Source organism: Amycolatopsis xylanica, assembly GCF_900107045.1.
Taxonomy (GTDB): Bacteria; Actinomycetota; Actinomycetes; order Mycobacteriales; family Pseudonocardiaceae; genus Amycolatopsis; species Amycolatopsis xylanica.
This window is the reverse complement of the sequence record NZ_FNON01000008.1, coordinates 108031-120329: the sequence shown is the minus strand read 5'-3', so window position 1 is coordinate 120329 and position 12299 is coordinate 108031. Positions and strand designations below refer to the sequence as shown.

Genomic DNA, 12299 nt, shown 5'->3' with positions numbered 1-12299 from the left:
CCGGGCGAAGAAAAGGCCGTTTCCGTATTCCGAAACCGCCGCCGAGTGCGAACGCCGCCTCTTCTTTTCCCGGGTGCCGTATTCCGCGAAATCCACCACTGAGAAGAGGTTGTTTCCATGCGTTCACGTTGCACGGTCGCCGGTGTCGCCGTCGCGTTGCTCACCCTGTCCGCTCCTGCCGCCTTCGCGGCGCCGTACGCGGGCAACCTGGGCACGGGCACGTTCAAGGGAAAGGCGACGTTCACCGACTACGTGCCCGACTTCGACCAGGTCGCCTGCGCGAAGTCCAAGAACCTGCCGAAGCTGCCGAAGCAGAACATCGCCGGGCTGAACCTGCCGCAGTACGGCGACCAGAACGCCAGCAGCGTCAATTGCGGCGTCGTCGTGCTGGTCACCGGTCCGAAAGGCTCGGTGAAGGTGCAGATCGTCGACGTCAACACCGACGGCAAGAAAGGCGACCTGAACTTGGACAAGGCCGCGTTCGCCAAAATCGGTGCGATCAACAACGGTATTGAGAAGATTTCCTGGGCCGTCGCGCCCTGAGCCGGGCTCCGCTGGGCGGCCACCGCCTCGGTTGCCCAGCGGATCATCCTGTCACCCGGTCGTGTCGGAAACCACCCGGTCCGTTCACCGAAATGGAGCAACTCCCGCGGGCCCGGATAAGGCATTCTCGCTTTACGGGGATTAATCGCAGCCACCGCACAGACTGGACTGGACAGGACTGGATCGCTGCGGGAGGGTGGATGGCCGGCGACGAAGAGCTGGTGCTGCGGATACGGGACGCGATCAAGCGCGTCGAGCCGGGGCTCCGGCGGCTGATGGCCGAACACGTCCGCCTCACCGTGGAGAACGGCGTCCCGGTGGTCGGCACCGAGCTCGCCGCCGTGGTCTGCGTTCCCGTCGCCGACGTCGACCGGCGGCTCGCCCGCGCGCGCCGGGCGACGCACGAGGCGATCACCCGGGCGCTGATCGCCGAGGGCTCCCGTGCCGAGGACGCTGAAAGCTATGGCCGGTGGGCGCTCGGACCCGGGCTGCTCGAACTGTCCGAACGGGACGGACCACGCCGCGCGGCGGCACTCGCGCTGCTCAAGCGGCGCGCCGGGGTGATCCAGCGCGCCGGCGCCGTGACCGAGTTCGCGCGCCGCAACCCGCGCGTCGTCCGGCGATCCGCCAACGCCGCCGCCGGGGTGATCGGGCTGCTGGTCGTCGGCGCGGTGCTGGTGCTCGCGCCGCACGCCGACCGGCGTGAGCAGGGCGTGCTCGCCGCCCCGCCCGGTGAGGCGGCCGAGCCGATCGCGGGCAAGCCCGTGCTGCCGGAGGTCCCGACGGCCGCCGTCGCACCCACCGGCGAGCCCGCTCCCGGCATGCCGTACCTGGCCGACGATCCGCCCCGCGGCGTCGTCGCGCCGATCGTGCCGCCCGCGCCGACGGCCGCCGCGCCGCCACCCGAGGCCCCGGCGCCGCCACCCGCGCGCAAGTGGGGGTACGCGCGGGTCGACAACGAATACGGCCAGCCGCTGGGGGCCGAGCGCCCGATGGCGGGCGACGGCGTGTGGGGGACCTGGCAGAAGGACGCGGGCCAGGCCGGGCGCAAGGTCACGCTCACGCACCTCGCCGCCGGTGAGTACCGCGTGCGCCTGCCGGGCGTCGCCGCCGAGGACGGGGTCGCGCACGTCACCGTCAACCACTGGGCCGCGGGCGCCGCGGTCTCGTGTGGCGTCCGCGAGACCACGCCGGACGGCGACGACCAGCTGATCACCGTCACCTGCCGCTCCGAAACGGCACCGGCGGACGTCGGGTTCGACATTTTCTTCGCGCAAGGCTCGGCTGGTGACGTCCGTCCCGATGCGACGGCCGTGCGCCACGCGGGGCCGGGCCGGTATCTCGTGCCGCCGATGACCGGCTACGCGCAGGTGACCCCGTACGGCGACGGTCACACCCGGTGCCAGGTCGTCTCGACGGTCGAAATCGCTTGCCACGCAATAGAAACCGGCGCCGCGGCCGACAGCGACTGGCGCCTCGGCTCGGTGCGAGACCTGTCGTTCCTGCAGAACGGGACCTCGAAGCAGCTGGCGGCCGGTGTCTACGCCGTCGGCTTCCGCGGTGTCGCGCGCGGTGATGTGCTGCAGGTGACGACACTGGGCTCGCGGCCCGGCTATTGCCGAGGCGTGGACCTGATTTCGGCCGGTTTCGGCGGAACGCTGGCGACGGTGTTCTGTGTGGACAGTGCGGGCAAACCGGCCGATCTGCGCTTCGGCGTCGCGATCGTCCGGCGTCCCGTGCGCACCGAATCCGGCTTCGGCGCCATCTACATCCAGCCAGGGTCGTGAGTGGTACGGCCGGTTCTAACCGGCCGTACCACTCACGACTCAGTTGGCCCAGAAGCCGCAGCCGTGCTCGCGTCCGGCGTCGACCGGCTTGATCGCGCCCGGTGCGAGTGACTGGACGGCGCCGTCGAAACGGGACCAGCGCGGCAGGTCGTGGCCGTTCGGGTCACCGGTCGCGGCGAACCGGGCCCAGTAGCCGATCATCTGGTCGGCGAGACGCTGCTGCTCCGGCGTGAACGTCACGGGGAAACCGGCCACGTCGAAGAGATAGGCCACGTCCGACGAGTGGAAGGCGCCCGGCGGCACGTCCTCGGGGAAGGGGAAGTACCCGGTCGGCGCGGAGCGGTCGGCGAACTCGAAGCCGAAGTTCGTGGTCTTCCTGGCGAGCGCCCGGTTGTCGGCCAGCTGGTGGCACGCCCAGACGCCGTCGGTCAGCACGGTCGCCCAAGCCAGCGCGGGCGTGCCGTACTTGCTCGTCGGGTACCGCGCGGCGATGCGGGCCGCCTGGTCACCGAAACCGTCGCGGAGCAGCTGCTGGTACTGGTCCTCGGTGAACGGGTGCGGGGTGAACGCGGAGGTCAGCCTGCCCTCGTCGCGGGTGTTGCCGGAGATGACGGGCACCCGGTTGAAGCGGCCCGCGGCGAGCGCGCGGTCCGGTCGCTCGGGCAGCACGCGGTTGCCGAAACCGGCCGCGGTCGGCTGGCTGATCAGCGGGTCGTTGGCGAGTTCGCCCGCCGGGACGCCGCGCAGGCAGGCGACGTCGGAGCACCCGTGGCGGGCGGCGAGAGCGGCGCCGTCGGCCGCGATGGCGTCCGTTGACGCCCATGCCGACTTGCCGGGCTGGCCGTAAATGATCCCGTTGGCCGGCCAGGTGGTCGAACAAGAGCCACTCTGCATGATGGCCCGCTGGAACAGGCCCCGCGCGCCCGGCGAGGTCAGCTGCGCGCAGACGTCGAAGGACCCGCCGGACTCACCGAACAGCGTGACGTTGCCGGGGTCGCCCCCGAACGCGGCGGCGTTGGCCCGCACCCAGCGCAGCGCGGCCTGCTGGTCCTCGAGACCGAACCCGCCGGTGCCGTCCAGGCCCGGCAGCCCGCCGAACCCGAACACCCCGAGCCGGTAGTTGGTGGTCACCACGACGACATCGCCGCCGACGGCGAGCCGGTGCCCGTCGAACCCGTCCGCGCTGCCGTAGCTGTTGCCACCGCCATGCAGCCAGACCATGACCGGCTTGTTCTTGCCGGTGCCCGGCGTGGTGACGTTCAGGAAGAGGCAGTCCTCGACGTCGCTGGGCGTGCCACCGCCCGCGCTCTGCGCGCACCGCGCGCCCGGCTTGGTCGCGTCCCGCGTCTCGGTCCACTTCCGCGGCGGCTGCGGCGACTTCCACCGCAGCTCGCCGACCGGCGGCGCGGCGAACGGGATGCCCTGAAACGTCCGGTACCCGTCGTGGACGGTCCCGCTGACCGGCCCCGACGCGGTCCTGACGATCGCTCCCGCGTCCGCTGCCGCCGCCGGAACGGCGGTCGCCGTGGCCAGTGCGGCCGCGGCCAGCAGAGCGGAGGTCCAGCGCCTGTGGTTCCCCATGGTGTTCCCCTTCACGTCTCGGCTCACACAGACGCGTCGGACGGGAGGCCGGGGTTTCGACACGGGTCACCAAAGTTTTTTCGGGGAACCTCGGCGTTGGGGTCGTGCGCGTTGCGGGCGGTTCTAACCGCCCGCAACGCGCACGAGCCTTTTAGTCCAGCTGGAGGTAGTCGACGTTCGGGCCGCCGTTGGCCGTGGTCGCGGTGAAGCGGACCTTGTTCGCCCCGGCCACCAGGGTGACCGGGATCGTGGCCGTGGTCCACGTCGTCCAGGCGCCGGTGCCCTCGAAGGCCACCGCGGAGGCCACGGTCGTGCCGTTGACCGAGACGTCCATCGGGCGGTTCACCGTGGTCCCGTTGGCGTACCCCAGCTTCAGCGAAGCCGGGCCCGCCGCCGTGGCGTTCACCGTGAACTCGACACTGCTGCCCACCGCGTTGTCGTAGTTCACGAACCCGGTGCCCGAGAAGCCCGCGTGGTTGGACTCGACCACGCCCGCGCTGATCGTCGCGTTCTCGGCCTCGATCCGCGTCGGGTCCGGCGGGACCGTGCCGCCGCCCGCCGCGTAGTCCGAGCCGAGCCAGGCCTCGTCGACGCGCAGGCGGTTGTTGCCCTGGCTGTCCACCTTCTCCACGCGGACGTGCCGTGCCGTCGTGCCCGAGGGCAGATCGATGAACTGCACGCCGCGGTGGTTGGGCAACGCGCCCGTCTTGATCGGGTTGCCCCAGTTGGTCCCGTCGTTGCTGACGTAGACGCGGTAGTTCTTGATCCGCGCCGAGCCCGAGGACGGGTACGTCGTCGAGTCCTCACGCTGGTTCAGCGCGACGTACTGCACCTTCTTGGCCGAGCCCAGGTCGAAGCGCAGCGAAGCGGGCTGGGTCGACGAGGCGTCCCAGTACGTCAGGTAACTGCCGTCCGCCGCGGCCGAGGCCGGGTGGCCGCTGGCGGCGTTGCTGGCGCTCATCGTGTACGTCGACGGCGGGATGATGCCCTCGCGGCCGCTGGTCTCGACCTTGAAGACCGTGTCGTACTGGTCCCAGCTCGACACCCCGCTCAGCGTGAGCGAGCCGCCGGACTGCGTGTGCGCGACCGTCGCGCCGGTGCGCAGGTTGGTCACCTTCGTGACCTTGTACCCGTTGTCCCGCACCGAAAGCGTGCTGCCCGAAGGCGGCGTGATGACGTGGATGTAGTTCAGGTTCGGGTTGGTCTTGCTCACGGTCGTCACGCCGTGCGCGCCGTTGTTCCAGAAGCCCGGCTTGAGGCCCGCGTGGTCGTAGCCGCCGCCCCAGGTGCCGTCGATCGACTCCCAGATCTTGTCGAAGAAGCCGTTCGCGTAGTTGTTGAACGCCTCCTGGTTGGACGGGAACTTCCCGTTCACCATGGCGGTCTCCGCCATCAGCGCCTTGACGTCCGAGCCCTTGTTGGTCAGGAACCGGCCGAGCGTGAGCTTGTAGTCGACCGAGGAGTTCGACCCGCTGTACCACCACGCGCCGGTGCTCGGCAGCTTGAAGCAGGCCTCGATCAGCCGCGGCGCGGCGGTGTAGACGGCCTGCGGGTAGTCGTACGACGGCGTCATGCCGGTCTTCTGCTCGTTGCTGATCGTGTCCATGATCGGCGTGTCTTCGTTGTTGTTGCTCAGCAGGTAGTTCGGGCGGTCCTTGCGGATGCGCTCGTAGAGCCCGCTCGACTCCCAGTACGCGTTGTCGTTGTCGATCCAGAACCCGGCGAGATCCGGGTAGCGCTGCATGACCTCGACGAAGTTGTCGTAGCTGAACCGGCCGAACCCGTCCCGCTGGGTCAGGTCGACGTTGCTGCCGTGGTACTTCGAGTAGGCGGCCGAGTCGAGCCACTCGTGCCCGCCCTCGTTGTGCCACTGCGGGTCGTCGGTCATGTAGTTGATGACCTTGACGTTCTGCGCCTTGCCCGCCTCGATCAGCTCTCCGAGGAAGTCCCGCTTGGTGGAACAGCTGCCGGGGACGTTCGACGGCCACGCCCGCGCGTACCCGAGCCGCGAGTGGAACGAGGCCAGCACGACGTACTGCGCGTGCAGTTTCTTGGCCTCGTCGATCCAGTACTTGGCGTTCCAGCCGCCGTTCGTGACAGCGGATTCCCAAGCGGTGCAACTGGTGTAGCCGGGCGAGGTGCGCATACCCCAGTGCAGGAACAGGCCCGCGGTCGACGCGCGCAGCCAGTCCTGGCGTGGATGCTGCAACTCGGCGTTGGCGGTCGCCGGGGCCAGCCCGGCGACGAGCAGGAGCGTGGCGAGCAGAATCCCGACACGGCGGAACAAGGCGTACTTCTTCGTACCCAGCACGAACTGCCTCCTGACAGACGTCCCCTGCGGCGGAGAGAAGACGTGCTCGACGGTTTCAGAGAGGTATGTACGCCAGCAGGCCCACGCTGGGCAAGAGGTGATCGGATGTCTGACGGGAATACGTCCGAAACTCAATCGATAAAGGGTCCGAATGAGCTGATGTTTCGAGCGAAACGCACGGGGTGTCCGGATGTGGCATCGTGGGGCGATGACCAGCGACGAGGTACGCGACGGGGTATCGCTGACGAGTCTCGGCTCGGCACTGTTCGACGGGGCGGACGCGACCAAACGCGACCTCGTCGACTACCTCGACGCCGTCCGCGACCGCATCCTGCCGTGCCTGGCCGACCGGCCGCTGTCGGTGCTCCGCGTCCGCCCCGGTCAGGCGCCGTTCATGCAGAAGAACGCCGCCAAGTACACCCCGGACTGGGTGCGCCGGGCGTCGATGTGGGCCGAGTCGTCCCACCGCGAGGTCTCCTACGTCGTCTGCGACGACCGCAAAACCCTGCTGTGGCTGGCGAATCAGCGCTCGATCGAGTACCACGTGCCGCTGGCGCGCATCGGCGAGTCCAGCCCCGGCCACCTGGTGATGGACCTCGATCCGCCCGAGGGCGAGGACTTCGGTGTGGTCGTCCGCGCGGCTTTCCTGGTCCGCCAGGCGCTGGCCGCAGACGGGCTCGAAGGCGTCGTCAAGACCAGCGGCGCCAAGGGCCTGCACATCTTCGTCCCGCTCGAACCGCGGGGCATCGAGGACGTCGCCGCCGCGACGCGCGCGCTCGCCGCGCGCGCCGAGCGGATCGATCCCGGGCTCGCGACCACGGCCTACATCAAGGAAGACCGCGGCGGGAAGGTGTTCCTCGATTCGACGCGCGCGGGCGGCGCGACCGTGGTGTCCGCCTACAGCCCGCGCATCCGGCCCGGCGCGCCGGTGTCGTTCCCGGTCGCCTGGGACGACCTGGCGCAGGTCAGCCCGCGCGACTTCACCATCAAGACCGCGCCGGGGCTGCTGGGCGAGCGCGATCCCTGGGCGGAGTCCATGCCCGCCCCGCAGCGGCTCCCGGACGATCTCGTCGCCGAGGGGCACACCATCCCGATCGCCAGGGTGGTGGCCATGCACGAGGGCAAGCGCCGCGCGAAGGCTAGAGAGAAACAGTCATGACCGGCAGTGACCGCCCGGGGTAGACCTCGATCTCGCCCGTGCGCTCCGCGCCCATGTGCAGGTAGAACGGCTCGGCGTTCGGGTCGGCTTCGAGGTCGAGGCTCTCGAAGCCCTGCGCCTTGGCCGCCGCCAGGGCGTGCTCCCAGAGCCTGCGCCCGAGCCCGGTGCCGATCGAGGCGGGGTCGAGGAACAGATCCGCCAGCTCGCCCGAGGGCGGCTTGCCGTCGATCCGGTAGAAGCCGAGCAGCGCGCCGTCGCGATCGGCCACGACCACCCGGTCGTCGTGGATCTGCTCCGGGTGGACGACCAGGATGTCGCGGACCCGGTCCAGGAACTCCTGGCTGTATCCCCAGTGCGCCTTCGACCGGCGCGCCAGTGCGGTGATGGCGTCGGCCTCGTGCGGTTCGGCGGGGCGTAGCCGGATCTCGCTCATGCCTTGATCTTTCAAGGCGCGTCAAGCGGATTCCGCGAGCGGCAGCTTCCGGCCACGGCGGACCGTTCCACGCCGTGCCGTGGCACCATCCGAGTACGCGTTACCCGACTGCCTGGGGGATCGGTATGTTCGCTGCGCTCACGCTCGCGGCCGTCACCGCGCTGACCTCGCTCACGGCGCCGGTCGCCGCACCGGCGCGGACGGGGTGCGGCCAGTACGTCGCGCTCACCTTCGACGACGGCCCGTCGTACTACCGGCCGCGGACCTTGAAAGTACTGCGGGACAAGCGGGTGCACGCGACCTTCTTCGACAACGGCGTGCGCGTCGACGCGAATCCGCGGCTCCCGGCGTTCCAGGTCGCCGAAGGCCATGTCCAGCTCAGCCATACCTACCTGCACCCGTATCTCCCCGAACTGCCCGCCGCCGCGGTCGTCAAGGAGGTGCGGCGGACCGAGGAAGCGCTGGCCAGTGCCGGCGCGCCGCTGACCTTCAAGGGGGTGCGGCCGCCGTACACCGTGGCGGACCCGCCGACCAGGGCGACGCTCACCTCACTGGGCTACTCGATCTTCGCGCGGGAGGACGGTGAGTGGATCGACGCCACGGACTGGGACCCGGCCAGGACCGCCACCGAGATCAGGGACGCGATCCTCGCGGGACTGCGGCCCGGTGCGCTGATCGGACTGCACGACGGCCCGATCGACACCCCGGCCGGCGCCGCGACCGTCGCCGCGGTGCCGCAGATCATCGACGGCGCACGCGCGCTCGGCTATTGCTTCGGCGTGGTCGGCGCCGACGGTCGCGTGATGCCGGATGACTACGTGCCGTCGGCTCGGGATATCCCGCTTATCGGGAACCCGGTCCCTTATCTCCCGTTGGTATATCCAGGAAACGCGCCGGGTCCGCATGAGTTCATCAGGAGCCCGTTGCGTCTCGAAGTGGGACATTTCCCCGCCGTTTTCCCGGCAGGCGGGACGGGGGTGTTCCGGGTGACGCTCGGCAGCCGTGGCCGCGAGGGCGCCGACGGGAGTGTGCAGGCGGTGAGCATCGAACTGCCCGCGGGACTGGCGCCGGTGAAAGCCGCCGGGCAGGGCTGGACCTGCTTGGGTGACAGGTGCACCCGTAACGATGTTCTCGCGCCACATAAGGCTTATCCGCCGATCGACTTCACCGTGAGTGTCGCCCCCGGCGTCACCGGAAAGCTCGCCGCGACCGTGAACTCGCAAGGTCACGGCGGTTCGTGGCAGTCGTCCGAGATTGAGGAAGTTCGCGTCCGTTAGGCGCTTGCCTATGCCGCTTTGGCCTCTGTATGGTCTGAAATCCGCCGTGGGAAAGCGCTTTCAGAATCAGGTATTCAGACTGCACAGAGTGGTGGGGCGAATGTCCAGATCCAGACCGTGCTCACTGGCCATGCTCGTCACCGTACTGGTGACCGGCTTGCTCACGCCGTCGGCACGCGCCGATGAGCAAGTGCTCGATCCCTTGCCGACGCCTGCCGTGTCCGGGCTCGGCCTCACGCTCAAGGAGATCGCCACGCTCCCGAAGTCGGAGCCGGTGCCCGCGCCGACCGACAGCCGGTTGAAACGCTGGAACCGGATCAACTACCTCGGCGAGCTGCCGGACCACTCCGGCCGGTTGTACGTTCCCGACCTCAACGGCAAGCTCTACTTCCTGAAAGACGGCCAGCAGCACGTCTACCTCGACGTCGGCGCGGAGGCGGCCGGCGCCGACTTCTACACGCACAAGGGGCTCGGCAGCGGGTTCGGCTTCGTCGCGTTCCATCCGCGCTTCGCCCAGAACGGGCGGTTCTACACCATCCACACCGAGGCGTGGGGCGCGCTGACCAGCAAGAAGCCCGACCTCGCGTATCCGGAGCAGCAGACGGCGCAGGGCGTGCTCACCGAGTGGACCGCCACGGACCCGAAGGCCGACGTCTTCTCCGGCACGCACCGCGAGGTGATGCGCCTCGGGTTCGAAGGCCAGCTCCACGGTATTCAGGAGATCGGCTTCAACCCGACCGCGCACTGGTGGGACGCCGATTACGGCCTGCTGTACATGGCCGTCGGCGACGGTGGCGTCGGCGTCAAGAACTCGGTGCCGCAGGATCTTATGGTGCCGCAAGGAAAGATCCTCCGCATCGATCCGCGCGGCACGAACGGCGCCAACGGCAAGTACGGCGTCCCGCGCGCGAACCCATTCGTGGGCAAGGCTGGCGCGCTCGGCGAGATCTACGCGTCCGGCATGCGCGACCCGTACCGGTTCACCTGGGACCCGGCGGGCTGGCGGCACCCGATGTTCCTCGGGCACATCGGCGAGAAGGCCGTCGAGTCGGTCTACGAGATCACGCCCGGCGCGAATCTCGGCTGGAGTGAACGGGAAGGCCCGTTCCTCTACAAGCGTGGCGATCCCAGCTGTGGTGTCTTCCCGTTGCCGCCCGACGACAAGAAGTTCGGCTACACCTACCCGGTCGCCGCGTTCGACCACAACCGGCTCGCCAGCCAGAAACCCTGTGCCGACAGCGGGAACGCGCTCATGGGCGGGTTCGTCTACCGTGGACACAAGCTCGATGGCCTGTACGGCAAGTACCTCTTCGCCGAGGGCGTCGGCGGCACCGTGCTCTACAGCGACGTGCGTGAGATGAGGCTCGGCGCGCCGCTGGCGAAGGTCCAGCAGCTGATGCTCTACAACGAGGCAGGCAAGCGCGTCACCATGAAGGAACTCGCCGGCGACCCGCGCGTCGACCTGCGGTTCGGCCAGGACCAGTCCGGCGAGCTGTACCTGACGGCCAAGGCGAACGGCAAGATCTGGAAGATCACCGGCACGCGCCGGTTCGCGGACTGCCGGGTCGGGCACACCGAGGTCTCGCACGCGATGAGTGCTCAGGACTGGGCGCCGGTCACCCCGGCGAAGTGGCAGTTCCCCGGCCGTGAGGTGGTGCTCGCGCAGGCGGGGGAGCAGCGGCCGGGCCCGCGCAGGCCGTTCGAATACGCCGTGCTGACCAAGGGGCCGGCGTTCGGTTCGGTGCGGATCGACGCCGAGGTCCGGCTGGACACCCCGGTCGACATCCCCAACCGCGACGTGATCATCGTGTTCGGCTACCAGTCGGACACGCAGTTCTATTACGCGCATCTCTCGCAGGACAACACGATCTATCCGCACAACGGGATCTTCGCGGTCAACAACGCCGACCGGCTCCGCATCGACGACCAATGGGACGCCGCGCGCTCGGTCGGCGCGCAGCCCGCGGTCAAGGACGCGCGGTGGCATGACGTCGAAGTGACGCATTGCGCGGCGACCGGCGAGATCGCGGTCTACGTCGACGGTTCCGACGCGCCGCTGATGACCGCGATCGACCCCACGTTCAAGTCCGGCCGGGTCGGCTTCGGCTCGTTCGACAACATCGGGCGCCTGCGCGACCTGACCGTCACCGGCACCAGGGAGAAATGATGAAACGGCTTTTGGCGTTGCCGCTGGCGGTGGTGCTCGGCTTGTCGCTGGCGGTCCCCGCCGGGGCGACGGTGGAGCACTGGCCTCGCGGCGTTTTCCCGACATTGGCCAGGAATCTGGTCGCCTACTACGACTTCGAGCACCCGGTGAAAGGCCAGCCCGCGCAGGAGGCGGACCAAGGGAAGTCCGGCACGACCATCAACCTCATCAACGGCGGCGCGGACATGCGCGTGCGCGACGGCGTGTCCAGCCGGAATTCGTTGCAGGTCAAGCAGGTCAACCCGACGGTGAAGGGCACGGACGACTGGAAGGCCGGGCTCTACACGCCCGGTGGCCAGCCGACGCTCAAGGCGTTCAACGGGGCCAAAGAGGCGACGATCATGGGCTGGGTCAAGATGACCGGCGAGAACCCGAGCCCCAACCCCGGCTCATCGACCCCGGGCGCCCGCTACGGCGCGGTCGGCCTGGTCGGCCTGCTGTCCGGCAACTCCGACGGCCACGCCGTGCGCGCGCTGCTCGAGTTGATCAACGTGGACGGCAAACTGCACCTGGTGGCGCTGGGCAGGCGGGTCGACGGCGCCGCCTCGCAGACGTTCGCCGCCACCGAGGACTGGCAGAAGCTGTTGCCGCTCAACGAATGGGTGTTCCTGGCGGCGACGTTCGACTACGACAACGGCACGATGGCCCTGTACCGCAACGGCTCCCCGGTCGACGGGTTCTACGTCGACAAGGGCGACCCGTGGGCCGTCGCGGGCGAGCCGGAGCCGGACCTCGCCTCGGCGACGAACCCGCTCGGCATCAAGATCGGCGGCAGCTTCCCGCAGAACACCCGCGAGGGCAACCCGTGCAACTGCCGCATGGACAACCTGATGTTCCTCGACCGCGCCGCCAAGCCCTGGGAGGTCTACCTCCAGTACCACTGGGCCCGCCTGTTCTAGCGGACTCGTGCGCGTTGGGTCGTGAGTGTTCCGGCCGGTTCTAACCGGCCATACCACTCACGACCCCGGTCTGGGCGGCTGTATGAAGGCTCCCTTCATCCAC

Annotated in this window: 9 protein-coding genes; 6 read left to right on the top strand and 3 right to left on the bottom strand. The window is 69.3% G+C overall.

Features of this window, described 5'->3' with window-relative positions; all coding sequences use genetic code 11:
* Positions 1-117: 117 nt before the first annotated feature.
* A complete protein-coding gene (locus tag BLV57_RS32120) occupies positions 118-543 on the top strand; it encodes an expansin family protein (protein ID WP_091295362.1) in 426 nt (141 codons plus the stop codon).
* A gap of 200 nt (positions 544-743) precedes the next feature.
* Positions 744-2330: a hypothetical protein gene (locus tag BLV57_RS32115; protein WP_091295359.1), complete on the top strand. Its 1587-nt coding sequence runs from the start codon at positions 744-746 to the stop codon at positions 2328-2330.
* A 39-nt stretch (positions 2331-2369) separates the two neighbouring features.
* Here BLV57_RS32115 and BLV57_RS32110 read toward each other — a convergent pair whose 3' ends face one another.
* A complete protein-coding gene (locus tag BLV57_RS32110) occupies positions 2370-3911 on the bottom strand; it encodes a carboxylesterase/lipase family protein (protein ID WP_091295357.1) in 1542 nt (513 codons plus the stop codon).
* A gap of 151 nt (positions 3912-4062) precedes the next feature.
* Positions 4063-6222 (bottom strand): discoidin domain-containing protein, encoded by a 2160-nt coding sequence (locus tag BLV57_RS32105; protein ID WP_245757607.1) that lies wholly within the window; start codon positions 6220-6222, stop codon positions 4063-4065.
* 208 nt (positions 6223-6430) lie between these two features.
* Here BLV57_RS32105 and BLV57_RS32100 point away from each other — a divergent pair, with 208 nt between their 5' ends.
* Positions 6431-7381, top strand: coding sequence for a DNA polymerase domain-containing protein (locus BLV57_RS32100; protein ID WP_176968899.1), 951 nt, complete (start codon positions 6431-6433; stop codon positions 7379-7381).
* On the opposite strand, the gene BLV57_RS32095 is transcribed toward BLV57_RS32100, so the two are convergent.
* The gene (locus tag BLV57_RS32095) at positions 7362-7814 is read right to left on the bottom strand and encodes a GNAT family N-acetyltransferase (protein ID WP_245757606.1); all 453 of its coding nucleotides are present in this window, start codon (positions 7812-7814) and stop codon (positions 7362-7364) included. The genes BLV57_RS32100 and BLV57_RS32095 overlap by 20 nt on opposite strands.
* A gap of 125 nt (positions 7815-7939) precedes the next feature.
* On the opposite strand from BLV57_RS32095, the gene BLV57_RS32090 reads away from it, so the two are divergent.
* From BLV57_RS32090 to BLV57_RS32080, 3 genes are all read left to right on the top strand, one after another.
* Positions 7940-9091: a polysaccharide deacetylase family protein gene (locus tag BLV57_RS32090; RefSeq protein WP_091295352.1), complete on the top strand. Its 1152-nt coding sequence runs from the start codon at positions 7940-7942 to the stop codon at positions 9089-9091.
* 100 nt (positions 9092-9191) lie between these two features.
* Positions 9192-11258, top strand: coding sequence for a PQQ-dependent sugar dehydrogenase (locus BLV57_RS32085; RefSeq protein ID WP_091295349.1), 2067 nt, complete (start codon positions 9192-9194; stop codon positions 11256-11258).
* Positions 11258-12196 (top strand): LamG domain-containing protein, encoded by a 939-nt coding sequence (locus BLV57_RS32080; protein ID WP_091295346.1) that lies wholly within the window; start codon positions 11258-11260, stop codon positions 12194-12196. Before BLV57_RS32085 ends, BLV57_RS32080 begins: the two co-directional genes overlap by 1 nt.
* Positions 12197-12299: the final 103 nt, after the last annotated feature.